This is a genomic window from Zhongshania aliphaticivorans, assembly GCF_902705855.1.
GTDB lineage: Bacteria > Pseudomonadota > Gammaproteobacteria > Pseudomonadales > Spongiibacteraceae > Spongiibacter > Spongiibacter aliphaticivorans_B.
This window is the reverse complement of sequence record NZ_CACSIJ010000013.1, coordinates 411,697-438,583: the sequence shown is the minus strand read 5'-3', so window position 1 is coordinate 438,583 and position 26,887 is coordinate 411,697. Positions and strand designations below refer to the sequence as shown.

The 26,887-nt window shown below is 47.9% G+C and carries 25 protein-coding genes; 7 read left to right on the top strand and 18 right to left on the bottom strand.

The features are described 5' to 3' along the window. The 8 genes from GVJ32_RS11645 to GVJ32_RS11610 all read right to left on the bottom strand — a co-directional run bounded on the left by GVJ32_RS11645 (position 1) and on the right by GVJ32_RS11610 (position 8,550). On the bottom strand, positions 1-990 hold the full coding sequence (locus GVJ32_RS11645; RefSeq protein ID WP_235035118.1) for an FAD:protein FMN transferase: 990 nt from the start codon (positions 988-990) through the stop codon (positions 1-3). A gap of 31 nt (positions 991-1,021) precedes the next feature. Next, on the bottom strand, positions 1,022-2,245 hold the full coding sequence (nqrF, locus tag GVJ32_RS11640) for an NADH:ubiquinone reductase (Na(+)-transporting) subunit F (protein WP_159240262.1): 1,224 nt from the start codon (positions 2,243-2,245) through the stop codon (positions 1,022-1,024). A gap of 24 nt (positions 2,246-2,269) precedes the next feature. Further along, positions 2,270-2,878, bottom strand: coding sequence for an NADH:ubiquinone reductase (Na(+)-transporting) subunit E (gene nqrE, locus GVJ32_RS11635; protein ID WP_159240261.1), 609 nt, complete (start codon positions 2,876-2,878; stop codon positions 2,270-2,272). Continuing rightward, positions 2,878-3,543 (bottom strand): NADH:ubiquinone reductase (Na(+)-transporting) subunit D, encoded by a 666-nt coding sequence (locus tag GVJ32_RS11630; RefSeq protein WP_159240259.1) that lies wholly within the window; start codon positions 3,541-3,543, stop codon positions 2,878-2,880. The genes nqrE and GVJ32_RS11630 overlap by 1 nt, the downstream gene beginning before the upstream one ends. Positions 3,544-3,546: 3 nt before the next feature. Further along, the gene (locus GVJ32_RS11625) at positions 3,547-4,314 is read right to left on the bottom strand and encodes a Na(+)-translocating NADH-quinone reductase subunit C (protein ID WP_159240257.1); all 768 of its coding nucleotides are present in this window, start codon (positions 4,312-4,314) and stop codon (positions 3,547-3,549) included. Beyond that, the gene (locus tag GVJ32_RS11620; RefSeq protein ID WP_159240255.1) at positions 4,307-5,506 is read right to left on the bottom strand and encodes an NADH:ubiquinone reductase (Na(+)-transporting) subunit B; all 1,200 of its coding nucleotides are present in this window, start codon (positions 5,504-5,506) and stop codon (positions 4,307-4,309) included. Before GVJ32_RS11620 ends, GVJ32_RS11625 begins: the two co-directional genes overlap by 8 nt. Positions 5,507-5,509: 3 nt before the next feature. Beyond that, complete coding sequence (locus GVJ32_RS11615) at positions 5,510-6,850, bottom strand: Na(+)-translocating NADH-quinone reductase subunit A (protein ID WP_159240253.1); 1,341 nt, start codon at positions 6,848-6,850, stop codon at positions 5,510-5,512. A gap of 233 nt (positions 6,851-7,083) precedes the next feature. Then, positions 7,084-8,550 carry a glyceraldehyde-3-phosphate dehydrogenase gene (locus tag GVJ32_RS11610; RefSeq protein ID WP_159240251.1) on the bottom strand — a complete coding sequence of 489 codons (1,467 nt, stop codon included), beginning with the start codon at positions 8,548-8,550 and terminating at the stop codon, positions 7,084-7,086. A gap of 118 nt (positions 8,551-8,668) precedes the next feature. On the opposite strand from GVJ32_RS11610, the gene mfd reads away from it, so the two are divergent. Beyond that, a complete protein-coding gene (mfd, locus tag GVJ32_RS11605) occupies positions 8,669-12,148 on the top strand; it encodes a transcription-repair coupling factor (protein WP_159240249.1) in 3,480 nt (1,159 codons plus the stop codon). A 67-nt stretch (positions 12,149-12,215) separates the two neighbouring features. Then, positions 12,216-13,031, top strand: coding sequence for a CsiV family protein (locus tag GVJ32_RS11600; RefSeq protein WP_159240247.1), 816 nt, complete (start codon positions 12,216-12,218; stop codon positions 13,029-13,031). Here GVJ32_RS11600 and GVJ32_RS11595 read toward each other — a convergent pair. Both GVJ32_RS11595 and GVJ32_RS11590 read right to left on the bottom strand, forming a co-directional pair. Further along, the gene (locus GVJ32_RS11595; RefSeq protein WP_159240245.1) at positions 13,025-13,768 is read right to left on the bottom strand and encodes an S-methyl-5'-thioinosine phosphorylase; all 744 of its coding nucleotides are present in this window, start codon (positions 13,766-13,768) and stop codon (positions 13,025-13,027) included. The genes GVJ32_RS11600 and GVJ32_RS11595 overlap by 7 nt on opposite strands. 4 nt (positions 13,769-13,772) lie before the next feature. Next, on the bottom strand, positions 13,773-14,882 hold the full coding sequence (locus GVJ32_RS11590; protein WP_159240243.1) for a mechanosensitive ion channel family protein: 1,110 nt from the start codon (positions 14,880-14,882) through the stop codon (positions 13,773-13,775). Positions 14,883-15,137: 255 nt separating this feature from the next. Between GVJ32_RS11590 and GVJ32_RS11585 the strand changes: the two genes are divergently transcribed. The 3 genes from GVJ32_RS11585 to GVJ32_RS11575 all read left to right on the top strand — a co-directional run bounded on the left by GVJ32_RS11585 (position 15,138) and on the right by GVJ32_RS11575 (position 16,673). After that, the gene (locus GVJ32_RS11585; RefSeq protein ID WP_235035116.1) at positions 15,138-15,455 is read left to right on the top strand and encodes a DUF6763 family protein; all 318 of its coding nucleotides are present in this window, start codon (positions 15,138-15,140) and stop codon (positions 15,453-15,455) included. A 193-nt stretch (positions 15,456-15,648) separates the two neighbouring features. After that, positions 15,649-16,251: a transcriptional repressor LexA gene (gene lexA / locus GVJ32_RS11580; RefSeq protein ID WP_159240241.1), complete on the top strand. Its 603-nt coding sequence runs from the start codon at positions 15,649-15,651 to the stop codon at positions 16,249-16,251. A gap of 5 nt (positions 16,252-16,256) precedes the next feature. Further along, on the top strand, positions 16,257-16,673 hold the full coding sequence (locus tag GVJ32_RS11575) for a hypothetical protein (protein WP_159240240.1): 417 nt from the start codon (positions 16,257-16,259) through the stop codon (positions 16,671-16,673). A gap of 13 nt (positions 16,674-16,686) precedes the next feature. On the opposite strand, the gene GVJ32_RS11570 is transcribed toward GVJ32_RS11575, so the two are convergent. The 5 genes from GVJ32_RS11570 to GVJ32_RS11550 all read right to left on the bottom strand — a co-directional run bounded on the left by GVJ32_RS11570 (position 16,687) and on the right by GVJ32_RS11550 (position 21,067). Beyond that, positions 16,687-16,950, bottom strand: a complete 264-nt coding sequence (locus GVJ32_RS11570) for a hypothetical protein (protein WP_159240239.1) — start codon at positions 16,948-16,950, stop codon at positions 16,687-16,689. Between the two features lie 86 nt (positions 16,951-17,036). Further along, positions 17,037-17,513: a hypothetical protein gene (locus GVJ32_RS11565; protein ID WP_159240238.1), complete on the bottom strand. Its 477-nt coding sequence runs from the start codon at positions 17,511-17,513 to the stop codon at positions 17,037-17,039. Between the two features lie 38 nt (positions 17,514-17,551). Next, positions 17,552-20,212, bottom strand: coding sequence for a type I DNA topoisomerase (gene topA, locus GVJ32_RS11560; RefSeq protein WP_159240236.1), 2,661 nt, complete (start codon positions 20,210-20,212; stop codon positions 17,552-17,554). Positions 20,213-20,328: 116 nt separating this feature from the next. Beyond that, on the bottom strand, positions 20,329-20,577 hold the full coding sequence (locus GVJ32_RS11555) for a DUF1653 domain-containing protein (protein ID WP_159240234.1): 249 nt from the start codon (positions 20,575-20,577) through the stop codon (positions 20,329-20,331). Then, positions 20,570-21,067, bottom strand: coding sequence for a hypothetical protein (locus GVJ32_RS11550; RefSeq protein ID WP_159240232.1), 498 nt, complete (start codon positions 21,065-21,067; stop codon positions 20,570-20,572). Before GVJ32_RS11550 ends, GVJ32_RS11555 begins: the two co-directional genes overlap by 8 nt. An 85-nt stretch (positions 21,068-21,152) precedes the next feature. Here GVJ32_RS11550 and GVJ32_RS11545 point away from each other — a divergent pair, with 85 nt between their 5' ends. Beyond that, a complete protein-coding gene (locus GVJ32_RS11545) occupies positions 21,153-21,593 on the top strand; it encodes a universal stress protein (RefSeq protein WP_159240230.1) in 441 nt (146 codons plus the stop codon). Between the two features lie 5 nt (positions 21,594-21,598). On the opposite strand, the gene GVJ32_RS11540 is transcribed toward GVJ32_RS11545, so the two are convergent. Further along, positions 21,599-23,494: an ATP-binding cassette domain-containing protein gene (locus tag GVJ32_RS11540; RefSeq protein ID WP_159240228.1), complete on the bottom strand. Its 1,896-nt coding sequence runs from the start codon at positions 23,492-23,494 to the stop codon at positions 21,599-21,601. A 101-nt stretch (positions 23,495-23,595) separates the two neighbouring features. Between GVJ32_RS11540 and GVJ32_RS11535 the strand changes: the two genes are divergently transcribed. Then, positions 23,596-25,533, top strand: a complete 1,938-nt coding sequence (locus tag GVJ32_RS11535; protein WP_159240225.1) for a transglycosylase SLT domain-containing protein — start codon at positions 23,596-23,598, stop codon at positions 25,531-25,533. 48 nt (positions 25,534-25,581) lie between these two features. Here GVJ32_RS11535 and GVJ32_RS11530 read toward each other — a convergent pair whose 3' ends face one another. Next, the gene (locus tag GVJ32_RS11530) at positions 25,582-26,382 is read right to left on the bottom strand and encodes an MOSC domain-containing protein (protein WP_159240223.1); all 801 of its coding nucleotides are present in this window, start codon (positions 26,380-26,382) and stop codon (positions 25,582-25,584) included. Continuing rightward, positions 26,382-26,627 carry a glutaredoxin family protein gene (locus GVJ32_RS11525; protein WP_159240221.1) on the bottom strand — a complete coding sequence of 82 codons (246 nt, stop codon included), beginning with the start codon at positions 26,625-26,627 and terminating at the stop codon, positions 26,382-26,384. The genes GVJ32_RS11530 and GVJ32_RS11525 overlap by 1 nt, the downstream gene beginning before the upstream one ends. Positions 26,628-26,887: the final 260 nt, after the last annotated feature.

The window sequence follows — 26,887 nt, the reverse complement described above, 5'->3', positions numbered from 1 at the left end:
TTACTTCTCCTGTTCCAGATACGGTGCAAAAGATGAGCTATAACGACTACTAAAGCCGCTATCGGTCTTCTCTATTAGGTAAACTGGAATATCTAATTGTTCCGCTAGCTCGAGGGCTTTATCGCCACCTAGTACGGAAAAAGCTGTCGCCATCGCGTCAGCGAAAGCGCAAGACGGATCTAATACCGTTACTGAGGCGAGATTATGAGTAATCGGCCGACCAGTGCGAGGATCGATGGTATGGGAATAACGCACGCCATTTTCTTCAAAGTAATTACGGTAATCCCCCGAGGTTGCCACGCCGATATTCCCGAGTAGGATTGATGTGGTTTTATCAACCTCTAAATCAGGGCTCTCAACGCCAATACGCCACTGATCTCCGCGAGGACTCAAACCTGCGACGCGCATCTCACCGCCAATCTCGACCAAATAATCGGTGCTACCTAATGATTCCAGCCACAGCGCAACCGCGTCTACGCCATACCCTTTTGCGATAGCTGATAAATCAATACTTAGCGGCGCACCTTTCTTAATCTTATGATCGGCCATATCGAGCTCGATACGGTCAAAACCAACCTCTTCTAAAGCCTTTTTGACTGCGCTCTGGTCGGGCCTACCATCATGTTTCTCTGGCCCAAAACCCCATAGATCAACCAATGGCCCGACCGTGACATCAAATGCCCCATTACTCAACCAGCTAACTTCGATAGCCATCACCACAATATCAAAAAGCATTGGCGTCAGCTGACGCCACTCACCGGCCGGCATTCTATTTAACTGACTAAGTTCCGAGTCGGGAATATAGGTAGAAGCAATTTGATTAAACGCTGCAAGACGTTTATCTAAAGCGTCCGTTAAAGATTGCTCAGTCCAATCTCCTGGGGGGGGGCGCAAAGTAATATGGTAAGTTGTGCCCATTGTCATGCCGCTAAGGCGCACAAATTCCTGCGGTGCGGGGGAGCAGGCACCCAGAAACAATAAAAGCAGCACAAGGGCTGCTTTTATGTTGTGCTGCAAAAACTTACCCACCGAAATCATCAAGTAAGATATTGTCAGCTTCAACACCAAGGTCTTCCAGCATTTTAATAACTGCTGAGTTCATCATTGGTGGCCCGCACATATAGTACTCACAGTCTTCTGGCGCAACATGATCCTTCAAGTAATTTTCGTACAATACTTGATGGATAAAACCGGTTTTACCCGTCCAGTTATCTTCAGGCTGCGGATCTGATAATGCCAAATGCCATTCAAAGTTTTCGTTTTCAGCGGCTAGCTTATCGTACTCTTCTACGTAGAAGGCTTCGCGCATAGAGCGCGCACCGTACCAAAAGGTGATTTTACGCTTTGAGCTAAGACGCTTAAGCTGATCAAATATGTGTGAACGCATGGGCGCCATACCGGCACCACCACCTACAAACACCATTTCTGCATCGGTATCCTTGGCGAAGAACTCACCGAAAGGACCGTAAACTTTTACTTTATCACCAGGCTTAAGATTAAAGACCCAAGAGGACATCTGACCAGGGGTTAACGCCAAGTTATTTGGTGGCGGCGTGGCTGCGCGAATATTAAACTTAACAATGCCACGCTCTTCAGGATAGTTGGCCATAGAATAAGCACGGATTACCGTCTCTTCTACCTTAGACTCAACATTCAAGAAACCAAAACGTTCCCAGTCAGCTTTATATTCAGCAGGAATATCAAAGTCAGAGTACTTCACGTGATGCGGTGGGCACTCTAGCTGAACATAACCGCCAGCACGGAAGTTTACATTCTCACCCTCTGGTAATTTTAGTGTCAGTTCTTTAATAAACGTCGCCACATTGGGGTTAGACTCAACGGTACATTCCCACTGTTTAACGCCGAATACATCTTCTGGCACTTCAATTTTCATGTCCTGCTTAACTGGAGTCTGGCAGGATAAGCGCCAACCTTCACGGGCTTCACGAGGACTAAAATGGGCTTCTTCGGTGGCGAGCATAGAACCGCCACCATCATTAACAATACATTTACACTGCGCGCAACTACCGCCACCACCACAGGCAGAGGCTAAAAATACGCCCTGCCCAGACAAGGTATTCAGTAATTTATCGCCCGCAGGAACGGTGATCGTTTTCTCGCCATTGATCTCAATTGTGACATTGCCGCTGCTCACCAAACGCGAGCGCGCAAATAAGATGATACATACCAGCGATAAGACAATCGCGGTAAACATGGCCACACCGAGAATAACTACTGTATTCATTACAAGGTCTCCAGTTCGTCTCGGTTAAAGATCAATACCGCCGAAGGACATAAAGCCCAACGACATTAAGCCAACAGTGATGAAGGTAATACCCAGACCACGCAGGCCCTCGGGAACATCGCTATACTTTAGTTTTTCGCGGATACCTGCCAAGGCAACAATCGCTAACGCCCAGCCAGTACCGGCGCCCGCGCCATATACTACAGAGTCGGCAAAGCCATAATCACGTTCAACCATGAACAGCGAGCCACCCATAATGGCGCAGTTAACCGTGATCAACGGCAAGAATACGCCCAGTGCGTTGTAGAGCGCCGGTACATATTTATCCAATACCATTTCCATGATTTGCACTATCGCAGCGATAACACCGATATAACTCAGCAAACCAAGGAAGCTCAGATCAACATCAGGGTAACCGGCCCAAGCCAGCGCGCCTTCGCGGAGCAAATGGTTATAAATTAGGCTGTTAACCGGAACGGTCAGTGCCATTACCACGATTACCGCTATACCCAAGCCAATCGCGGCCTGAATTTTTTTGGAAATCGCCAAAAAAGTACACATGCCTAGGAAAAAGGCCAGCGCCATATTTTCTATAAACACCGAGCGAACGAACAGGCTTATATAGTGCTCCATTAAAAGGCCTCCTTAACGCTACGAGTGTTTTTGGTGATTTTGAATTCTTCCTTTTCCACCTGATCTGGCTTAGCCGAGCGTAAAACCCAGATAAAAATACCGATCAGGAAGAAGGCGCTTGGTGGCAATAGCAGCAAACCGTTGGGCACATACCAGCCGCCATCGGTAATCAAGGGCAGTATTTCATAACCAAATAATTTACCAGAACCAAGTAATTCACGAACCACGGCGATACTCATTAGCACCACGCTGTAGCCCAGACCGTTACCAATGCCATCAACAAAACTTGCCAATGGCGGGTTCTTCATGGCGTAACCTTCGGCGCGCCCCATAACGATACAGTTGGTGATAATCAAACCAACAAATACCGAGAGCTGTTTGCTTATGGCGAAGGCATAGGCCTTTAACAGCTGGTCGACCACAATAACCAGCGAGGCAATAATCACCATCTGCACAATAATTCGAATGCTGCTTGGGATCTGCTTGCGGATCAGCGATACCGCAAAACTTGAACAGGCCGTCACCAAGGTCACAGAAATACACATTACCAGCGTTACTTTAAGGCTGGAGGTCACCGCCAAGGCCGAGCAGATACCGAGTATCTGCAGGGCAATGGGGTTATTCTGCAAAATTGGCTTGCTTAGGGCTTCTCTCATTGTCGACATGGCTTATGCCTCCCCTGAACGCAAGTTGCTTAAAAATGATTTATAGCCCAGCTCGCCCATCCAGAAGCGCAGCAAGTTGCTGACACCGCGACTGGTTAAGGTGGCACCTGATAAGGCATCGACTTTGTTATCGGCATGCGGAGTACTGCTATCTACACTGCCTTTAACCAATTCAATAGCGACATCGCCGTCACTATAGATTTCTTTCCCAGGCCAAATCGCCTTCCACTTTGGATTGTCGACTTCGCCACCTAATCCAGGAGTTTCACCGTGATCGTAAAAACCTAAACCAGCAACAGTATTGAAATCATTTTCCAATGCCAGAAAGCCATAAAGCGTTGACCACAAGCCATAGCCACGAACCGGCAAAATCACCTTATCGTATTTGCCATCTTTCTCGATCAAATACACCATGGCGAAATTTTCACGGCGGCGAATTTTGGCGAGATCGTCATCACCCAGCGCGATTGACGTTGCTGAATCTTTGGCGACTTTAGCTTGTTCAAAACCTTTTATAGCTATTTCATCGGTGAACTTACCCGTTTCTAAGTCAACAATTTTGGTAGTGACTTGCTTAAACTGCTCCTCGACGCTTTCGCCGGGAACTAACAGCCCAGCCGCGGCCAAGATATTGGCTTTACGGTCTAAGGCTTTATTGATTACCTGAGCCGGTTTTAGCATAACGGCCGCGCTGGCAACTACCAGCGCGCAGACGATACACAGGGTAACGGCAACCAGCAGCGTTCTTGGGATACTGTCGTTATTAGCCACGTGCCAACCTCCGCTTAATGTTCGCCTGCACCACAAAATGATCGATTAGTGGCGCGAATAAATTAGCAAACAAAATTGCCAACATCATGCCTTCTGGGAAGGCTGGATTCACAACTCGAATCAAAACCACCATCGAGCCAATAAGCGCACCATAAACCCACTTACCGGTATTCGTCATCGAGGCCGACACAGGATCGGTGGCCATAAACATCATACCGAAAGCGAAGCCGCCCAAGACTAAATGCCAATGCCAAGGCATCGCCATCATCAAGTTGCTGCTACTATCAAGGGAGTTAAATAAGGTGGTAAGCGCGAACATACCGATCAACACACCGGCAACGATGCGCCATGACGCGATACCTGTCCAAAGCAGAACGGCGCCACCAATGAAAATCGCCAATGTCGACACTTCACCCATTGAGCCGTGCATATTCCCGATAAAGGCATCCATCCACGTCATTTGCTCTTGCAATACCGCCAAGCCATCACTTGCGACAACAGACAGAGGCGTGGCGCCGGTAAAGCCGTCAACCGCCGTCCAAACTGCATCACCGGACATTTGTGCTGGGTAAGCGAAGAATAAGAATGCACGACCAGCCAACGCTGGGTTCAAGAAATTTTTGCCAGTACCGCCAAATACTTCTTTACCAATAACTACACCAAAGCTAATACCCAGTGCGACTTGCCACAATGGAATACTTGGCGGGCAGATCAGCGCAAACAAAATAGAAGTAACAAAGAAACCTTCGTTAACTTCATGGCCGCGCTTCATTGCAAACAGCACTTCCCAGAAACCGCCAACGATGAACGTCACGGCGTAAACGGGAATGAAATACCAGAAACCGTGCCAGAAATTATCCCAAAGGCTGGTCGGGTCATAACCTGCCACCATTGAAATCATCACATGGCGCCAGCCTTCACCAGCAGCTAGGCCCGTATCGAGCATGATTTGGTTGGCCTGAAAACCAATATTCCACATACCGTAGAACATGGCTGGGAAGGCACAAAACCATACCGTAATCATGATGCGTTTAAGATCAACGCCGTCACGAACATGGGCGTTTGTTTTAGTTACCGACGATGGCGAATAAAAAATAGTATCTGCGGCTTCGTACAGCGCATACCATTTTTCGAAACGACCGCCTTTCTCAAAATTCGGCTCGATATCATCGAGAAATTTTCTCAGCCCCATAATTTAACCCTCTTTCTCTATGCGGCTTAAATTGTCGCGAAGGATCGGCCCGAACTCATATTTGCCGGGGCAAACATAGGTGCACAGCGCGAGGTCTTCCTCGTCCAATTCTAAACAACCCAAGGTTTGAGCAACCTGAGTATCCCCAACAATTAATGAACGCAGTAACTGGGTTGGCAAAATATCTAAAGGCATTACTTTTTCGTAAACGCCTATTGGCACCATCGCACGTTCACTACCGTTCGTATTGGTCGTATAGGGAATGCGTTTATTGAAAAACTGCGACAAATAAATTCGCAACGATGAATGCTTATTCGCTCCAGGCGATAACCAGCCCATAAAATCACGCTGATTGCCTTCCGCCAAGACTGTTACTTGGTTGTGGTAACGGCCTAAGAACGCAGTTGCGCCGCGCGCAGTTCGCCCACCCAATACCGAACCAGAAATGACGCGGTTATTGCCCGGCGCAATTTGGCCCGCGCAAAGCTCGTCGAGACTGACGCCCAAACGAGTCTCAATCAAACGCGGATTTTCTACCTGCGGGCCAGCCAGCGACACAACTCGCGTAGTATCGAGCTTGCCAGTGGTAAATAGCTTTCCGATGGCGATAACATCTTGATAACCAACAGACCAAACTATCTTAGTCGCGCTTGCGCCTTCCAAGAAATGAATGTGGGTGCCAGCCAGACCAGCGGGATGAACTCCGCCAAATTCCGCCACGTGCAATTGGTCATTATCCAAACTGGGGATACTGCTATTGGGTGCCACGCATAAATGCACTTTACCGCTGGTTAAGCGACACAGCAGTTCAAGACCATTGGTAAAGTCTTCTTCCGATCGAGAAATAATCGGTGCTGGGTCGGCAGCCAGTGGGTGGGTGTCAATCGCCGTGACGAATATTGCCGCAGGGCTACTACCAATCGCCGGAACACGGCTAAATGGCCGAGCGCGAAGCGATGTCCACAAACCTGACTCAACAAGATTTTCAGTTACTTGTTCAGCCGTTAGTTTGGGCAGTTCTGATGCGTTGTACTGAGTAAAACTCTCGTACTCATCATCTTCAACATCGATCACAACCGACTGCAACACACGCTTCTCTCCGCGATTAATCGCAGACACAAGGCCCGTTGCTGGCGAGGTATAACGCACGCCTTCATTTTTTTTGTCGGTAAATAGTAGTTGGCCAGTTTTAACACGATCACCGGTTTTTACAGCCATTGTTGGCTTCATACCATTGTAATCGAAGCCGACTACCGCGACCGAGCGAATTTTTGAGCCTGACTCAATACGCTGATCGGGCAAGCCCGATATGGGCAAATCTAGGCCCTTGGTAATTTTGATCATAAGGTTGCCTAACACTCTTATGGTTAAACGCGAAATTGCAAATCTGCGTAAACCGGCCGCGAAAGCGCTCCGGAAATAATGCGTAAACTGAATTCACAGCTACGCATTAAAAAACTGCGGCAAGTATAAAGACTCGCCGATCTGCTTGCTACAGCAAGACCTACTATTAAGGCCAAGTTCGCAAACAATTACGGTCAGGCCAGTTTAAAACATACTTAAACTGACCTCTCCTCTTAATCTTGAGGATATACCGCGTATTCCACACCAGCCATCTGCTCTAGAATTCTATGTACTTGGCAGCTATAGCCGAACTCATTGTCGTACCAACAGTAAAGCACCGCGCTTTTGCCATTGACGATAGTTGCTTCACTATCGAATACACAGGCATGACGTGAGCCGACAAAATCGCTAGACACTACTTCAGGGGAGTTTGAGTAATCGATTTGCTTACGCAATGGCGAATGCAATGCCACGCGACGCATGAACTCGTTCAACTCTTCAGTGGTAGTTTCTGTTTTTAGATTAAGCTTTAAAATTGCCAATGATACATTTGGGGTGGGTACACGAATGGCATTACCACTTAATTTACCGAGCAGCTGTGGCAATACTTTACCCACAGCCTTCGCTGCACCAGTTTCAGAGATAACCATATTTAATGGCGCACTGCGGCCACGACGGTCACCTTTGTGATAGTTGTCGATCAGGTTTTGGTCGTTAGTATAAGAGTGAACCGTTTCAACATGACCACCCTCAACGCCAAATTTATCGTCCAGCACTTTTAGTGGTGGGGCGATAGCATTAGTGGTGCAGCTTGCAGCAGAAATAATAGTGTCGGTCGGCAGGATCTCGTGACTATTAACACCGTGAACGATATTTTTCATATCGCCTTTACCTGGCGCAGTCAAAATAACCTTTGAAATACCGGGGCATGCCAAGTGAGTTGACAGGCCTTCTGAATCACGCCACTTACCAGTGTTATCAACTAGAATGGCATCGTTGATACCGTATTTGGTGTAGTCCACTTCAGATGGCGAGTTAGAATAAATAACTTTAACCTCAACACCATTAGCAACAAAAGACTGGCGATCTTCATCTACACGGATGGTGCCGTTAAAAGGCCCATGAACTGAATCACGACGCAATAGACTGACGCGCTTAACTAAATCATTCTCAGCACCGCCATGACGAACAACAACAGCTTTAAGACGCAGATTTTCGCCACCGCCGGCTTTTTCGATCAACAAGCGCGCGACCAAACGACCAATACGGCCAAAACCATAAAGCACAACATCGCGCGCTGGGCGTACCGGCTCTTTAGCGCCACCGATCAAACCCGCTACCTGACCACGAACAAACTCTTCTACCGATTGCCCCGCAGGCTTACCAATTTCTTCATACGCAGCAGCGATACGTCCGGCATCGATATGTGCGGTGCCAAGATCTAGGGTTGCTAATGCTTGAATAACAGGGAAGGTTTCAAACTCTGACAGCTCGTTTTGCTCTACCTGACGCACAAAACGATGCGCTTGCATGATATCTAGAACAGAAAGATTTACGAGATTCTTTCCATAGATGTAGGTCTTAACGTTGTTGGCACGGTACAACTTACCAACTAGGGGGATCATCCCCTCTGCTAATGCTTCGCGCTCTTTCCAATCGGCGAAATAATCATCAGGACGCTCACGTCTTCTTTCAGTCACGGTAGATACCCTTTGCTTACGGGGAGAAATTTGAGCGCGTATTATCTTTATTACTGCCTCCGAGTTCAACTGCCCAAGCCATTTGAGGCAATGTAATAACTACCACTTGCAGGTTACAATGGCGCGAACATCTCTTACAAGAAGCCGAATTTCAACTGTGATTGAATTACCCGCCATCGTAAAACCACCCAAGGGCGGCGCCCTCCACTGGGGTGGCATTCCAGCTGCCAGCCGTGGCTTACTGGCCGCAAAGCTAGCAAATTCGCTAGACGCGCCGGTTTTATTGCTAACAGCAGACACCGCCTCAGCATACCAACTAGAGCAAAGTATTCGCTTCTTTGCTGACGGCCTAACGGTCAGACTGCTCCCCGACTGGGAAACCTTGCCCTACGATAATTTTTCACCTCACGAAGACATAGTTTCTGAACGCCTGCGCACTTTAAGCGAGCTAACTACTATGCGTCGCGGCATTCTGGTGGCGCCAATCAGCACCTTAATGCACCGCATTGCACCTCCAGACTACGTCAGCAAGCACAGTCTTTTGCTGGATATAGGCCAAACCCTCGACATCGATACATTTCGCCAGCAATTAGAAAAAAGCGGCTATCGGCATGTCGACACTGTGTATCAGCACGGCGAATACGCAAGCCGAGGCGCAATTATTGATGTTTTCCCCATGGGCAGCGAACTACCCTACCGCATTGATCTGCTCGATGAAGAAATCGACAGCCTGCGCAGCTTCGATCCAGAAACACAGCGTGGAATAGATTCTGTCAAACAAATCCGGCTGTTACCGGGTAAAGAATTACCCATCGATGAAGACGGCATTGCCCTCTTCCGCCGCCATTGGCATGAGAGTTTCGACGTCGATCACCGTAAATGCCCAATTTACCAAGATGTCAGCGACGGTATCGCACCGGCAGGTATTGAGTACTATTTACCGTTGTTCTTTGAAAAAACCGGTACCCTATTCGATTACCTCCCCAGTAATAGCTGGCTACTCACTAACTCGGGAATAGAGGGCGCGGCAGAACATTACTGGCAAGACATTCAGCAACGTTACGAGCAACGCCTTGGCGATATCCGGCGGCCAGTACTTCCACCGGCAACGGTATTCCAGCCTGTACCAGAAATTTTTGCGCGCTTAAAAGACTACCCCCGCGTCACCATTGCTGAATCAGTACTACCAGAAACAGGTGCCGGGCATAACTTCGCTATTGGCAACTCTCCCGCGCTAACAGTAGATAGTAAGCAAGACGACCCCATCGCAGCATTGCGAGTGTATTGCAGCAACCGTCGCGTACTATTTTGTGCGGAATCCGCTGGCCGCCGCGAAGCACTTATCGACCTATTGAGTCGACACAAGCTTAAGGCTAAACCCGTCGCCGACTGGCACGCGTTCAGCACCGGCAAAGACCAAATCAATATTACAGTCGCACCGCTAGACGAAGGGATTTCGGGCAGTTTGCCAACTCCCTTTGCTTTAATCACCGAGTCTCAACTTTTCGGCAAGCGCGTTTCACAGAGCAGGCGGCGCAAAAAAGCGACGAATACCGCCGAAAACGTGGTGAAAAATCTTGCTGAGCTACGAGTTGGTGCACCGGTCGTTCATGCCGACCACGGCGTAGGCCGCTACCTAGGTCTGCAAACCCTAAACATCGACAATCAAGCCAATGAGTTTTTAAGTCTTGAGTATGCCGATGGCGCCAAATTATATGTTCCGGTAACTTCTTTACAGCTCATTAGCCGCTATAGCGGCGCCGATGACGAGCTTGCACCACTGCATCGCTTAGGTACCGACCAATGGAGCAAAGCCAAGCGCAAAGCTGCTGAAAAAATTCGCGACGTAGCCGCTGAACTGCTCGATATTTATGCGCGACGAGAAGCCCGCCAAGGCCGTTCTTTTGAGCTAAGCGACGAAGACTATTACGAGTTTGCCAACGCCTTTCCCTTTGAAGAAACCCCCGACCAACAAACCGCCATTGAAGCGGTTATTGCTGATTTGAAATCCATCAAGCCCATGGACAGATTGGTGTGCGGGGACGTTGGCTTTGGTAAAACTGAAGTCGCAGTGCGCGCGGCCTTTGTCGCAGTTCAAAACAATACGCAAGTTGCCATACTGGTACCCACCACCCTGCTCGCCCAGCAACACTTTGAATCATTCCGCGACCGCTTTGCGGAACTGCCGGTCAACATAGAAGTACTATCGCGCTTTCGCAGCGCCGCCGAACAAAANACCGTTATTGCAGATTTAGAAGCTGGCAAAGTCGACATATTAATCGGCACCCACAAGCTGCTTAGCAACGACATTGTCTACAAAAATCTTGGCTTGGTTATCATCGACGAAGAACACCGCTTTGGCGTCCGCCAAAAAGAAGCGCTTAAAAATATTCGCGCTGAAGTTGATGTACTTACCCTCACCGCCACCCCCATTCCTCGCACACTAAATATGTCGATGGCAGGCATTCGCGACTTATCGATTATCGCAACGCCACCTGCACGCAGATTATCGGTAAAAACCTTTGTACGTGAATCAGATCCCGCCTTGATCAAAGAGTCTATCCTCCGAGAGATTTTGCGCGGCGGTCAGGTTTATTACTTGCACAACGAAGTCAAAACCATTGAAAAAACCGCGCGGGATTTACAAGACATGATCCCTGAGTTACGCATAGGCATCGGTCATGGCCAAATGCGAGAGCGCGAACTCGAACAAGTCATGAGCGACTTTTATCACAAACGTCACAATGTATTGGTGTGCTCAACCATTATTGAAACTGGGATCGATGTACCCAATGCCAACACGATTATTATTGATCGCGCCGACAAATTTGGTTTAGCACAACTCCACCAATTACGAGGCCGAGTCGGCCGTTCTCACCATCAAGCCTATGCCTATTTATTAACACCACCTGCCAAGCAATTAACCGGCGACGCAGAAAAACGCTTAACCGCAATTAGCGAGGCAGACGATCTCGGCGCGGGGTTCACCCTAGCAACCCAAGACATGGAAATTCGCGGTGCAGGCGAACTTTTAGGCGAAGGCCAAAGCGGACAAATACATACCATCGGCTTCACCTTGTATATGGACATGCTAGATCGCGCTGTGCAAGCCATTAAAGCCGGCAAAAAAATTAATTTAGAACGCAGCGACAACGACCACATCGAGGTTAATTTGCGTCTACCCGCACTTATTCCAGATGATTACCTACCTGACGTTCAAAGCCGCTTAATGCTCTACAAACGCATTGCCGGCGCCGCCAATAGTGACGGATTACGTGAACTACAAATTGAAATGATCGATCGCTTTGGGCTACTCCCCAATCAAGTAAAAAACTTATTCCGCTGTGGTGAGCTACGCCTGCAAGCCGTTACCTTAGGCTTAAGTAAAATTGAAGCGTCAGCCATCTCTGGCCGCATTGAGTTTTCCGAAGACACCCAGATAAACCCGCTGAATCTGGTACAGCTAGTGCAGTCGGCACCTGCAACCTACCAACTTGACGGCGCTACTGCGCTTAAATTTAAGCAGCCAATGGAAGAGCCTTTAAAACGTTTCGAATTTATTGAATCTTTATTAGCAAAACTGGCGCCTACTCACTAGAACTGAGATAGTCTGCCTCAGCATTTAGGCAGTCACACCGTGACAAGAAACAAAGAGACATTGCGATATGAACACAGCGAATCGACGACACACTTACCGTCGCCCAATTACTGGCTTACTTGCGGTTTTACTACTGGCGTTTAGTAGTGTTGCACTGAGCCAAAATGACAATCGTTTCCATATTGATCTTGTCGTATTCGCCAACAACGATCAATCAAGCCGTTACGAAGAAGACTGGCCAGACAATCTTCACCTGCGCTATCCACGCAACTGGACACGTATTTATAACAGCGGTAACACCCTGCAAAAAGTCGATTACATGGATCCAGAGTTTGAGAAAACACTTAAATCTCTACGCCTGTCGTCGCGCTACAAACCACTGCTACAAGCAAGCTGGCAGCAAGATTTAACGTCGCGAAAAAGATCCCCTGCCATTCTAATTCAAGGTGGAAAACAATACGGCAATCATTACGAACTCGAGGGCTATATTCGAGTGGCTGTAGAACGATATCTACATTTAGATACCAATTTATGGTTAAGCAGTTTTGGTAGCCGTGGCGGTAATTACTATCTTCCACGTCAACCATTAAGCTTTAACGAACCCGAAGAAGAACCCGCCCCAGCTAACGACAGCCCAGAATACGCAGAATTTTTAAAGCAAAACCCAAGCTATACGCCACAAGCTGCTCAAGCAAAAACGCAAGCAGAAAACAGCGGCGACTACCCAATTGATCAAATAGTCGTAATGGAGCAGCAGCGGCGGATGCGTAGTGACGAACTACACTTTATAGACCATCCTCGATTTGGCGTAATTATCAAAATCAGCAAAATAAAGGAAGGCACAGCTGCTGTCGAGGCAAGCCCAGAGAACGCGGCTCAATAAGCCGCGATACACTGCGCTAAAATTGATTTTACCTGCAGCATGCCGGTGTCGATCACAGTCTGAATATCTTCCATTGTGATGATATTATCACTCAGGCCGGCTCCCGGATTTACCACCAGCGCGATAGACGCATATTCAATGCCCGCTTCTCGAGCCAAGCTCGCTTCGGGCATAGCCGTCATACCCACGATGTCGTTGCCATCTCGCGCTAATCGACTAATTTCTGATGCTGTTTCTAACCGCGGGCCCTGCGTCACCGCGTATACGCCATAATCTTCAAATGCGATATCTGCATCTACTGCGGCATTTGCCAATCGTGAACGCAGGTCTTGGCTGTATGGGTAGCTAAAATCAATGTGCTCCACCTTGCCGTTACTGCCATCAAAAAACGTGTGCTCACGCCCCCAAGTGTAATCATTGATCTGATTAGGAATTGCTATAACCCCCGTCACAAATCGTTCACTAATCCCACCAACAGCATTCACCGCCACTAACGCACCAACCCCCGCTTTTTTCAATGCATCAATGTTTGCGCGGTAATTAATAGCGTGCGGTGGAATTTGATGCCCTTTGCCGTGCCGGGCCAAAAACAAAAACTCTGCACCCTCATATCGAATGCGCTGTAAATGTGCGCTAGGGGCGCCATAGGGCGTCTCAACCACCGTCTCATCAAGCACTTCAGCGCCGGGCCAATCACATAAACCGGTACCGCCAATTACTGCTATGGTTTTACTCATTTAATTACTGCTCCGTTTTGCGCTCTTGCACTGTCTCGATAGAAATAGGATCGAGTTTTACCGTCGTCGTTGGGAATGCGACATCTGCACCCAAACCATGAATAATATCGAGAATTTTCAGCAACACATCTTGTTTAATGGCGTGGTACTCAACCCAATTTGTCGTTTTCGTAAACGTGTAAACAAAGAAATCCAAAGACGAGGCATTGTACTGATTAAAGTTAACAATCAAGGTCTTTCCTAAATCAATATCCGCGTGATCCTCTAACATCCCACGCACTTGGGTAATAATATCCGGAACAACTGCTGCATCTTCATAACGCACACCAATCGTTTCATAAATTCGACGATTCAACATGCGCGAAGGGTTTTCTACTGAAATTTGGGAAAACGTCGCATTGGGTACGTAGAGTGGACGCTGATCAAAGGTACGAATTCGCGTTTGCCGCCAACCGATATTCTCAACCGTACCCTCTATATTCTTATCTGGCGAGCGCACCCAGTCACCGACCGAAAATGGCCGATCTAAATACACCATTAATCCACCAAAAAAATTCGCTAATAAATCCTTGGCCGCAAAACCAACTGCAATACCGCCAATACCACCAAACGCTAGCACCCCCGAAATACTGTAACCAAGGTTTTGTAACACCATCAAAGCAGACACAATAATAATGGCTGAGCGCACCAACTTACCCAGTGCCATAACCGTGGTTTGATCAATTGGTTCGTCTTTTACGCTGTATTCATCAGACAAGAGACGCAGCTCAACCTGCCTCACTAATGACACCAAAAACCATCCCAATATCAACACCACACCCACTGCGCGCAGTGAATCTAAGGCAGAAAAAACTTCTGCCTCGGTGGATTCGCCGATAACCTCTAAAACATGACTACCGCCCACCGCCCAAATCATCATCAATGCAGGCCGGCGCGCGGCCTCCAACAATGCGTCATCCCATAAATTATGGGTTTTCTCAAACTTTCTACCCAGATGAACAATTAACCGGCCAAGCACTAAATTTAAGCCTAATAAAATGAGCACCAATACGAATACGTCGCCCAACCAGGGATACTCCGCCGGCTGAAAATCTGTCCACCACTGCTTAAGCATCGAGGTTCCTCAAGTTATTTCTATACAATTTCATTTCTAAACCCCGCGCTCTTAGATAAATGCACCATAAAAACCTAAAGAAAAACTGCCAATAAAGATCAAAAAAATCATCTATGCGGCTGAATATAAAGCTAATTGTATAAAAGAGCGACGTAAAACCCCAGCTCGGATCTGTCAGCACTGCGAAAAATACCTACTAGACAGCGGTTTCTTAAGTGTTAGTTTGGGAGGCGTAGATCAACCGAGGCGGAAATCATGGCAGCAATAAGACCCCAAATTGGTTATTGGTACAAAGACATTGAGTCTGGCCAATTATTTGAAGTAGTTGCGGTAGATGACGACAGCGACTCTGTAGAAGCACAGCTAATAGATGGCGAACTCTGTCAATACGATATGGACAGCTGGNATCAGCTTAATCTAGAAATGATCGAAGAGCCTGAAGATTGGCGAAACGCGTTTGAGTTAAGCGACGATGACTATCGATTCCTAGACGATACTATGGTCCCCGAAAGCTGGAATCCACTCTCGGAAATAGAATCTGATATCGTCAACGGCATAACTGACGAGTATTAATCCTTTTAATTTTCTGGTACTCAGCGCATTAAAAAGTTCATGCCAGTTTAATAGCAACACTCCCCCCTAACCTGCGAACGCAGGTTTTTTGCTCCTGCACCACTATAATTTCGGACATTTAAATAGGCTATTGCCATTCAAACAATACTGTATATAATAACAGTTACTGTATAAGTAACCAGACGCCAAAATTATGGAAAAGCTGACCGCTAGACAAAGTGAAGTCCTGCAATTGATCAAAGATCATATCGGTGAAACTGGGTATCCACCTACAAGGGCAGACATAGCCAGAGAGCTTGGTTTTAAGTCACCCAATGCCGCAGAAGAGCACCTTAAAGCACTAGCGAGAAAAGGCGCTATCGAAATTATTGCCGGCGCGTCTCGCGGCATTCGCTTACCGGAATCGCTAGGCCTACCTATTATTGGTCGTGTAGCCGCCGGCAGCCCCATTCTCGCCGAAGCTCACATTGAAGATTACTGCGACATGCCAGCTACTATTTTTTCTCCAAGCGCTGATTACTTTTTAAGAGTTAAGGGCGACAGTATGATAAATGCTGGCATTTTTGACGACGACTTATTAGCCGTACATCGCAGCACCGTTGCTCGCAATGGCCAGATTGTTGTTGCAAGAATTGGTGATGAAGTAACAGTGAAACGTTTTCAGCAACAAAAAAGTAAATTCCACATTTCTCTGCTTGCCGAAAACCCAGATTACGCACCAATTGAAGTAGACCTAAGAGAGCAAGAATTTGCGATTGAAGGTTTAAGTGTTGGTATTTTACGTCGCGGGAGCTAAATACTATGTCTTGCCTAGAACAAATGCCCTTACATTACAGCCCGGCCCCGTCATTAAGTGGCGGAAAAGTTACCGAGATTACCATGCGCAGCGACGCGCATTTGTCACGCCCTATGCTTGCCGCCATGATGATCGAATTGAGCAGTAATTCTGATCAACGTTGGCTTTGCTGGGTGGCAGACAGGCCCCTAAAGCCTTTATTAAACGCAGAAGCACACCAACACGACCGCAAAATACTGCAGGTTGTTTCAAATACCAAACGTGATCTAAGTGAAATTGCGATACGGGCGCTGGAGCGAGGCAAAAGTCATACTGTCGCGGTATTACTAGAAAGGCCTCTCAGAGATGATGAGAGAGAAGCTTTAGAGCTCGCAGCACTTGCCGGTTCAGCGGAGTGCCTTGTGATTTTTATGCAGCCTTAACAGCTAAATACCGCTAATGGACGATCTTGGCGCCGGGCTCATTATCGTCTTCGTCATCAATATCATCATCTTCAAAGCTGTCTTCCTCTACAGGCATGGCGGCAGCTTCAATACCGGCCTGTACCATCGCACGCGCAACATCCAATGCTGAACCAGCAATATGCTCACGGGTTTCTTTCGAGAATTTGATCGTCACCAGCGGATTTTCGTCACCTTCTGATCGCTGTAAGACTATATCGCCGTTAGCTAGCTCGACGAGTTCTAAATATGACAACACTAAAATATCCTTGATATGACTAAAGCCAACACGGCGCGTCTGGTCGATCTATTGTAGCAAACCCCCGCAGCCTCATGCCAACGACTTCAGTATTCCATCAGCGTGGCACGATGACGGGCAATCAACGACTTCAGCTCGGCGAGACAGTCAGCAAAATCTAAACTAACACGGCGAGCGCTATTAGCATCACTAGCGATAACGCCTACGCCGGTTGGAGATGCCACAGTAGTTTGCAGAAAAGAATAAGTAACCAACGAACTGAGCCAGGGGGAATGAAGCTCCCGATCTGCCAGCTCTATTATTTCAGGCGGCAAATCAGGCTCCACAAATGAGCGTGCGTTAAATAACCCCTGTGGAACGCGCAGACCAAATTTGGGTTGCTGCTCCAGCACGTCCGCCAAATGGCACTGATAAGCTAATAGAAGCTGCCACGCCAACGATTCGGACGCAGCTCTGTGAAAATGCCCGCCCCACTCAGCAGAGTCGACTGACCCAAGCTGATTGAGATACTGCTCGGCAAAATAAATATGTAAATTGCACTGTCCGCGAAAGCTCTCTTTCATAATCACTCCAGCACGTTACTGCTGCTACATCGTTTCGATTATTTTGACGCTTTAGGCTTTTTCGCTACTTTTTCGCGCACTAGCCATTTTCCATTTTCATAGAACGCCGCCCAACCCGACGGTTTACCATCAACTTCGGTTTGAACATATTGCTCTTTGGTCTTACGGCTATAGCGGATCACACTATCGCGACCTTCTTTGTCTTTAACTGGCGCATCAAAAAGGAAATCGTATTTTTCATCAACCTCGTCACGATGCGGTAAAATTTCTTTCACCAGCGGCGCACGGGTTTCACGATTACGCGGAAAACCACTTGCGGCAAGGAATAAGCCTGAGGCGCCATCGCGTAAAATATAATGATCATCAACTTTTTCGCACTTCAACTCAGGCATCGGCACGGGATCCATTTTCGGTGGCGCGGCCTCCCCACTGCGTAAAAGTTTACGGGTGTTCTTACACTCCTCCCCAGTACAACCAAAATACTTACCAAAGCGACCCGTTTTTAACTGCATATCCAAGCCGCACTTATCACACTCAATCAGCGGCCCTTCGTAACCCTTAACTTTAAAACTGCCTTCTTCGATTTCTTGGCCGGCACAGTCAGGGTTATTACCACAAATATGGAGTTTTCGAGATGCATCTATTACGTAACTATCCATCGCGGTATTACATAATGCGCAACGCTTTTTACTACGCAACAGCTTAGACTCAGCTTCGTCGTCATCACTGTCGATACTGACAAAATCATCACCAGAAACTAGGTTTATAGTTTGCTTACAACGCTCTTTAGGTGGCAATGCATAGCCTGAACAACCGAGAAATACGCCGGTACTGGCGGTTCTAATTTGCATATCTCGACCGCAATTTGGACACGGAATGTCAGTGCCCGTCGGTGCATTCTGACGCATGCCATCGTCGCTAGCGCCCGCAAGTTCTAATGTTTTACGAAAATCAACGTAAAACTCATTTAGCAGTTGTTTCCAATTTTTATCACCAGACGCTACCGCATCGAGCAACTCTTCCATTCGCGCAGTGAAGCTGTAATCCAAAAGATTGCTAAAACTTTCAACCAAGCGATCCGTAACAATATCGCCCATTTTTTCCGCGTAGAAGCGTCGATTTTCAACTTTAACGTAACCACGATCCTGAATAGTTGAGATAATCGAGGCATAAGTAGATGGGCGTCCAATACCACGTTTTTCTAATTCTTTTACCAAGGCCGCCTCAGAGTAACGTGGTGATGGCTTGGTAAAATGCTGAGTCGGCTCGACTTTTAATAAGTCCAAACACTCACCAACCTTCACATCGGGCAACTCTTGATCGTCTTCTTTTTTGCTTATGCTCGGTGGCTGTACCTTCATAAAACCATCAAAACGCACTACACGACCACGGGTACGCAGCTCACAGTCACCCGCCGTAACGGTAATCGACGTGCTGGTAAAATCCGCTGATGCCATTTGGCACGCCACAAACTGCCGCCAAATTAGGGTGTACAATCGCTCCGCATCACGCTCCATGCCAGCCAATTGTGTTGGCTCCACATTGACATCTGACGGGCGAATCGCCTCATGCGCCTCCTGTGCACCCTCTTTGCTCGAGTATGATCGTGGCGCTTCCGGTAAATACGCTTTAGAAAAATTAGAAGAAATATAATCACGGCACGCCGCTACCGCGTCTACGCTCAAGTTGGTCGAGTCGGTACGCATATAGGTGATGTAGCCGGCCTCATAAAGGCGCTGAGCCATCATCATTGTCTTTTTGACCCCAAAGCCTAGCCGCGTACTAGCAGCCTGCTGAAGCGTAGACGTGATGTACGGTGCGCCTGGGTGACTTTTGGTGGGTTTATCTTCACGCGCACTGACTTTAAATTCAGCCTGTTTCAATGCCGCTGCTGCCGACATTGCATCGGTTTCATTATCAGGGCGGAAATTTTCACCAGCCTGTTTTTTTAGCTCAAGTCGTAATTGCCCAGATGTCGACGCATTATCGGTATGAATTTGCCAATATTCATCAGGTATAAATGCACGTATTTCTTTTTCGCGATCAACTATTAGCCGCACTGCCACAGACTGAACGCGTCCGGCAGATAAACCACGTGCAATCTTCGCCCACAATAATGGCGAGACCATATAACCCACCACGCGGTCAAGAAAACGTCGTGCTTGCTGTGCATTAACACGATCGATATCTAGCTCGGTCGGTTTTTCAAACGCGGCTTGAATTGCCTTCTTAGTAATTTCGTTAAATACCACTCGCTTATAGCGGCTGTCGTCACCACCGATTGATTCGCGCAAATGCCATGCGATAGCCTCTCCCTCGCGGTCCAAATCCGTTGCGAGGTAGATGGTGTCTGCATTTTCCGCCAATTTTTTTAATTCATTAACAACTTTTTCCTTGCCCGGAAGAATTTCATAATGCGCCTTCCAGTCATTTTCTGGGTCTATCCCCATGCGGCCAATCAATTGCTCACGCGCCTTGGTTTTCTTATGAATTTCTTTTTCTTCTGGCGACATTTTACGAGTTAGCGCCGCCGCTTTAGCACGTTGTTTGGCATCAACGGGGCTTGCCTTACTGCTGCCGCTCGTCGGCAAATCACGAATATGGCCAATACTGGATTTAACGATGTACTCGTTACCCAGATATTTGTTAATGGTCTTCGCCTTAGCTGGCGATTCCACAATAACTAAAGATTTGCCCATATTATCCTTCTACCAGTACGTAAACATGTGACGCCTTAGCGGCGAGAGGCGACATATATAAGTGTTCATTTCGTCAGGGTCAAGGGCGGTGTAATATCGCCGCCCCTACCATAGCACTACAAACTCGACCCATCTGCAGGGCTAATTAGCTCAAACCTAGCCTGTATTTTACCTTCAAATTCAATAACTTCCGAAAACATTGCGAGGGGCCTAAGCCAAAGCGCAGACTCGCCATATAGCGGTCGATAAACAACAAGTAATTCTTCGGTCTCACTGTGAGTGGCCACCTCATAGACATAATATTCACCACCTTTGTAGTGACGATAGCGTCCAGGCACCAAACTTTGAGTCGTCGCCTTAGTCATCAGACGTATTTACTCCGTTTTCAAGACGCCCTTCTTCAATAATAATATCGAAGCATTGCGCAATATTTTTTACCACATCAGTTGTCGCATGATTTTCACGCCAATAAATATTGAGGCCAAGCGGTGTCAGTTCAAGCATGCTGGCATCTTTAGGTAGCATTTGCCGTTGCGATTCAATCAATTCAAGCATGACCGGATCTATCGGCGTAATATCATCATCGCCGTCAGGCACCGCTATTAACCAATATTTCCAAGCTGCTAGTGGCGTTTTGTTGTGTAGAAAGCGCGTATAGCACACACCAAACACATCATCTTCACGTCGAATTTTTGCGCGTCGCGTCTTAGGCATGGCAACCACTTTTACCGACAAGCCTAAGGTGCGAGCAAACGCGCGTATTTCAGCCTGTTGAGACTGACGCCGTGAGGGTAATATCCACATTATTGGGGCCAGCATAAACCCGATTACGACTACTGCAATTAACCAACTCATACGTCGCTCCCTTGAGTTCACTGGACAGATGGCAGGCTTTATACCTTAATACTTGGGTAAATTGCGAACACAAAAGGAGAAAGCTATGCCGAAGTACCAGTGCATCCTTGCGGCAATCGACCTATCTGACGAAGCCGACGCCGTGCTAGAGCGGGCTGTCGCAATGGCATCAAGCGACAATGCAGAACTGCATTTAGTACACGTGGTCGAGCCATTAAATTTAGCCTATGGCGGCGATATTCCAATGGATTTCTCAAGTGTACAAGAGCAGTTGCAAACCCAAGCAACGGAGTCACTTCATCAATATGCACAACGCGCCGAAATTCCAATTGAACGTTGCCACCTCCTAAGCGGCCGCCCGGACACCCAAGTACACGAACTCAGCGAAAACCTAGGAGCCGATCTCATTATAGTCGGCAGCCACGGACGCAAGGGGTTCGCACTATTATTAGGATCAACCGCAAACGGCGTGCTGCACGGCGCGACCTGCGACGTGCTCGCAGTACGAGTTGGGCAAGATAAATAGGCGGTTTACTCCGCCAACTCCATCCAACGCTCCATACATGCGTCCAGCTCAAGCTGGACGCTACTTAACTGCTCGAGAACCTGCGTTACTTTGTCTGCATCCTGCTGGTAAAATGCAGGATCACCGGTGGTTTCACTCAATCCAGCAATTTGTGCTTCTAAGCTCTCAATCTTAGCTGGTAGTTCGTCCAATTCACGCTGATCTTTATAACTCAACTTGCGAGTTTTTGGCGCCGGTTTTGGCTCCGCAACCGCGACTTCTGCCTTCAGCGTATCTTTATTTTGTATCAACGCCTTTTGTTGACTAGCTCGGCGCGCCATATAATTAGACACCTCGGTATAACCACCAACATGCTCACTTATCTGGCCATTACCTTCAAATAATAAGCAACTACTCGCGACGCTATCAACAAACGAACGGTCATGGCTTACCAGTAATACCGTGCCGGTAAATTCAACCAATAAACTCTCAAGTAATTCGAGAGTTTCCATATCCAAATCGTTGGTTGGCTCGTCCATTACCAGCACGTTGGCAGGTTGACTAAACAAACACGCGAGCTGCACCCGCGCTCGCTCACCACCCGACAAAACCCCAAAATGGCTGCGAGCACGCTCAGGTGTAAACAAAAAGTCACCAAGGTAACTCATAATATGACGGTCTTTACCGTTGATTGTGACGGCGTCACGACCCTGCCCTACGATGTCGACGACGCGTTTATCTTCGTCTAATCGATCACGTAACTGATCAAAGTACGCGACTTGCAGTTTAGTTCCGGCTTTCACGGTACCGCTCTGGGGAGCAAGCTCGCCAAGAATCAAACGCAGCAAGGTTGTTTTACCCGCACCGTTAGGACCAATAAGAGCTAACTTATCGCCACGGCAAATTAATAATGAAAGATTGTCGACCAGTAATTTACCAGGTACTTCAAACCGAACATCGCTTAGCTCAGCAACGACTTTGCCGGTTTTGTCACCCAGATTAACATTAAGGTTTGCAGAGCCGCTGATAACACGACGTTGCGAACGCTCATTACGCATCTTTTCTAAGGCGCGAACGCGACCTTCATTACGGGTTCTACGGGCTTTGATACCTTGGCGAATCCACACTTCTTCTTGCGCTAAACGTTTGTCGAAAAGTGCATTTTGCTCTGCTTCAACCTCTAAAGCGTGCTCCCGCAACTCCAGATAGCGAACGTAATTTGTATCGTAATTGGTGAGAATTCCGCGATCTAATTCGATAATACGCGTCGCCAGTTTTTCTATTAACGCACGGTCATGGGTTACAAAAAGTACGCTACCCTGAAATGACATTACACACTGTTCTAACCAGAGAATACCGTCCAAATCCAAGTGGTTGGTCGGCTCATCTAACAATAAAATATCTGGTTCGCACACGAGTGCACGCGCCAAAGCGACTCGGCGACGCCAGCCGCCTGACAAACTACACACAGTTGCATCGGCATCCAACTCAAGTCGAGATAAGATGTTTTCTATCCGCTGCTGGAAGAGCCAACCGTCGTTAACTTCTATCTCCCGCTGCAGTTTCTCAAGCTCCTTTAGCTCTTTATCTCCCATCTCGCCGTGAATCAATTCGTTGTAACGGCGCAGAGTTTTACCCAAGCCCGCCAAACCATCTGCGACCACGTCGTAAATTGTTTCTTCTGGCGAAGCGAAATCTAAGGTTTGCTCCATACGAGCAATTTTCACGCCCGGTTGCCGCCAAATTTCGCCAGAATCTACCGTGGTATTTCCGTCGACAATTCGCAGTAATGTTGACTTACCACAGCCATTACGACCCAATAAGCAAACGCGATCGCCAGCTTCTAATTGCAATTCTGCGTTATCCAACACAATTTGTTGTCCAATACTGTGCTGTAATTGTGTGGCACGTAACAAAGGCATATATTTGATCCAGTGTGTAACCAACGTTACGCTGGTTATCTCGAATGTTGATAAGTACGCTACTTCAGGAAATTCACGATGTTTTACAAGGCTGCAGGGAAATGAAACGCCTCTTTATCCAATTTTTCATACTGACTACACTGGCAACAAATGTGTTTGCCGACTCCAGCCTGGACGAAAGCCGGCGATTATACCGCGAAGCCATCAACGAAATCAGCCGCGGTCGACTTATCAATGCGGAAAAGCTAGTTCCAAAGCTAAATAACTACGCACTGCTACCCTATTTAGAGCTTGAGTTGGTTAAGGCGCAGATTAATAGTGTCTCTGAGCAGACCATAGACGTTTACCTCCAACAATATGGTGACACCATTGTTGGGCAGCGCATTCGCATCTCATGGCTTAACAAATTGTTACGCAGCCGCGACTGGCCCAGATTTGTTCGCTACTACCAAAGGAATTCCTCCACTGCTACAAGCTGTCATTACGCCTACGCCTTGCGACAAGTCGGTGACCAAAACAAGGCAGATGCCGCGATAGCAGAGCTTTGGCAAACCCCTTACTCCTTGCCCAAAGAGTGTGACATTCCCATAAGCCAGTGGATGGCTCGCCTCAATGCAAAACAAATTGAAGATCAGTATTGGCTGCGTGCTGAGTTAGCGCTGGAAAAAGGCCAGACCGATATGGCCCGCTATCTAATGGGCAAGATTAAAAATACCGAACAATATATTGAGCTCTTGCGCCGCCCTGATAGGCTCCATCAAATTGGCATCAATCTACCGGCAAATAGCCACAGCCAAGAAGTTGCTGTCCATACTTTAAAGCGTTTGGCACGCGGCGACTTTGAGCGTACCAACACATTATGGCATCAGCTTGATCGCAGGCTTAACTTTACCGCTAAGCAGAATTACACACTGCGTGACAGCATGGCTAGGCAAACTATCGCCAGCGACGCGAGCTATACCCGCGACTGGGTAACGGCCAACGATCCTAATTATGAAGACCCCTACCTCACCGAATGGCGGGTTCGCCTAGCATTAAAAGATCGCGACTGGACAGCGGTACAACAAACCATTCAATTTCTTCCAGCAGAAATGCGCGAAAAAGCAGATTGGCGCTATTGGTGGGCACGAGCCGATATCGAACTTAAGGGCGAGCTCAGTGTTGGCACCCAGCTCATTCTGCAAAAAATTGCGGCAGAACGTGGTTACTACAGCTTTTTAGCTGCAGATATTCTTAACGAAGACTACGAACTAGAATCTGCGCGCACTCTTGATCCTGCGCTGATCAATGAAATAGAACAACACGGCGCCGTGATTCGCGCCAGAGAACTTTATCTATTGGGAGAACATCTAACCGCTAGTCTAGAGTGGAATTACGGCATGCGCAGTCTAAGCAAGCCAGAGCAAGTGGCCGCTGCACAGCTTGCATTAAACTGGGGCTGGTCACACCAATCTATTATGACAGCGATCCGCGCCGGCGAATGGGACGATCTCACTCTGCGCTTTCCAACCCCCTATAAAGACACGTTTAAAACCATTGCCAAACGCGAAAAAATTGATCTTAAGTGGATATACGCCATCGCGCGGCAAGAGAGTGCATTTGCCCCCAGCGCCAATTCTCGCGTGGGTGCCCGCGGTATTATGCAGTTAATGCCCGGCACAGCTCGCACCGTTGCACGGCAAATGGGGCTGCCTAATCCGCGCGCAGAAGACTTAGTTACACCAGAGAAAAATATCGCGATGGGTGGTTTTTATCTCGGCCAATTATTAGAGCAATTCGGCGGTAACCGTATATTGGCAACAGCTGCGTACAATGCTGGCCCTAGCAGAGTTGAGCGGGTGCTATTACGGCAATCAGGGGATCTTCCCGCAGACATTTGGATTGAAAATCTACCCTACGGTGAAACCCGCGAGTACATCAAAAACGTGCTGGCATTTAGCGTTATTTATGCCAACAAGCTCAAACTAGATAAACCCTTGCTGGCTAGCCATGAACGTATTATCGGCCCCGCCAATGCTGCAACGGCACAGAAAAACTAGCATTAATGGCTTACAGAGGCATCCCGACTTTGTAAGCCAAAACAGCGCCTACTCTAAAATTTCAACTCGCTGACCCACCGCAAGCTCGCCACTTCCGTCATGGATAAGGTTTTGGCCGAAGTACACTTCGCCATTGTTAGAACGCTCAGCCCGCAGCATTTTAAATACATCTGCTTCGCGCGCGGCGGTGTCTAAATTAACTGTTGGGATCGCACAGCGAGCGCAGGGCTTAACCAATTCAAATTCAATATTATTAATGCGAATACGTCGCCATCCGTCTTCTGCAAAGGGTTCACTCCCCGTCACGACAATGTTCGGCCTAAAACGCTGAACCTCCAAGCCCCTCCCCAAAACACTACTTAACACCCCCAATGACGCCTCACTACACAGTAAAAAGGGAAAACCATCAGCAAAACTAACGCGAGTGCCTAGCTCCGCAAATTGGGTATCGACTTGACGGTGAGTATTATCGGCCATAAAACACAGTCTCAGCGATTTACCCAATATATCGCTAAGCCATATCGCCACCTCGTCGCCAGCATCCACCGCAGCACAGTTGTCGGACCACACAACAACATCGTATTGAGACCCTAGTGAAGGTTGAGGCACCTCAACAAAAAGACCCTGATCATCCAATGACTGAATGCGTATCCCTGCATCGGTCAGCGAAGCAGATAATCTGCACATACTCGGCAACTGCCGCTGCGTGATGAACCGCTTCTGACTATCGATCACCATCCAGCGTCGATCTAAATTCGGCCCCCAATCATTTACAGCCAAGCTAGGCATTGAAGCACCCGCCATTGACTTAACTGGGTAGCGCCAAAGAGAAGAAACCCTTATATCCATTAGCTTCCCCCAGCCACAAATTGACGAACGCTGCTGGCATCAAAGGGCCACTGCAACTCTCTATCATCTTCCACACTACGCAGCACGGGGATTTTTAAGGCATAGCGCGCCAAGGTGTCGTCGTCATCAGCAATATCGATTAGCTCGATTTGCCATGCGGTTTCGTGCACTAGCATTTCGGCAAGCACCGCCTCAGCCAACTCACAAAGATGGCACGCGGAAGTACCATATAATTCAAGCTCCATAGCGACTCCAGCCCATTTCAAATAGATGTCAAAATGTCGACTTAAGCAAAATATTGCAACACTATTATCGATAAATAATTACTTTCGCGCAGGCATAAGCAAATAACGACGATTGCGTAATGTCGCTAAGCTGAACCCCAAAAATAATGTACCCACCGCAGCCTTCCGCTCCAGTGGAGACATGAATAGCAGTAGAAAAAGAGGAGTATCTTTTCGCGGTGGTGTAGCTTTCCACCACAAAAACACCCATAGAGGAGTGG

What these genes read in the sequence shown, in the direction of transcription:
- GVJ32_RS11535 (WP_159240225.1), top strand. Translation starts at nt 23,596, where the DNA reads ATGAAACGCCTCTTTATCCAATTTTTCATACTGACTACACTGGCAACA.
- GVJ32_RS11540 (WP_159240228.1), bottom strand. Translation starts at nt 23,494, where the DNA reads ATGCCTTTGTTACGTGCCACACAATTACAGCACAGTATTGGACAACAA.
- nqrF (WP_159240262.1), bottom strand. Translation starts at nt 2,245, where the DNA reads ATGAATACAGTAGTTATTCTCGGTGTGGCCATGTTTACCGCGATTGTC.
- GVJ32_RS11620 (WP_159240255.1), bottom strand. Translation starts at nt 5,506, where the DNA reads ATGGGGCTGAGAAAATTTCTCGATGATATCGAGCCGAATTTTGAGAAA.
- GVJ32_RS11595 (WP_159240245.1), bottom strand. Translation starts at nt 13,768, where the DNA reads ATGAGTAAAACCATAGCAGTAATTGGCGGTACCGGTTTATGTGATTGG.
- GVJ32_RS11525 (WP_159240221.1), bottom strand. Translation starts at nt 26,627, where the DNA reads ATGGAGCTTGAATTATATGGTACTTCCGCGTGCCATCTTTGTGAGTTG.
- GVJ32_RS11590 (WP_159240243.1), bottom strand. Translation starts at nt 14,882, where the DNA reads ATGCTTAAGCAGTGGTGGACAGATTTTCAGCCGGCGGAGTATCCCTGG.
- nqrE (WP_159240261.1), bottom strand. Translation starts at nt 2,878, where the DNA reads ATGGAGCACTATATAAGCCTGTTCGTTCGCTCGGTGTTTATAGAAAAT.
- GVJ32_RS11630 (WP_159240259.1), bottom strand. Translation starts at nt 3,543, where the DNA reads ATGTCGACAATGAGAGAAGCCCTAAGCAAGCCAATTTTGCAGAATAAC.
- GVJ32_RS11530 (WP_159240223.1), bottom strand. Translation starts at nt 26,382, where the DNA reads ATGGATATAAGGGTTTCTTCTCTTTGGCGCTACCCAGTTAAGTCAATG.
- GVJ32_RS11555 (WP_159240234.1), bottom strand. Translation starts at nt 20,577, where the DNA reads ATGACTAAGGCGACGACTCAAAGTTTGGTGCCTGGACGCTATCGTCAC.
- GVJ32_RS11615 (WP_159240253.1), bottom strand. Translation starts at nt 6,850, where the DNA reads ATGATCAAAATTACCAAGGGCCTAGATTTGCCCATATCGGGCTTGCCC.
- GVJ32_RS11575 (WP_159240240.1), top strand. Translation starts at nt 16,257, where the DNA reads ATGTCTTGCCTAGAACAAATGCCCTTACATTACAGCCCGGCCCCGTCA.
- topA (WP_159240236.1), bottom strand. Translation starts at nt 20,212, where the DNA reads ATGGGCAAATCTTTAGTTATTGTGGAATCGCCAGCTAAGGCGAAGACC.
- GVJ32_RS11545 (WP_159240230.1), top strand. Translation starts at nt 21,153, where the DNA reads ATGCCGAAGTACCAGTGCATCCTTGCGGCAATCGACCTATCTGACGAA.
- GVJ32_RS11550 (WP_159240232.1), bottom strand. Translation starts at nt 21,067, where the DNA reads ATGAGTTGGTTAATTGCAGTAGTCGTAATCGGGTTTATGCTGGCCCCA.
- GVJ32_RS11600 (WP_159240247.1), top strand. Translation starts at nt 12,216, where the DNA reads ATGAACACAGCGAATCGACGACACACTTACCGTCGCCCAATTACTGGC.
- GVJ32_RS11565 (WP_159240238.1), bottom strand. Translation starts at nt 17,513, where the DNA reads ATGAAAGAGAGCTTTCGCGGACAGTGCAATTTACATATTTATTTTGCC.
- lexA (WP_159240241.1), top strand. Translation starts at nt 15,649, where the DNA reads ATGGAAAAGCTGACCGCTAGACAAAGTGAAGTCCTGCAATTGATCAAA.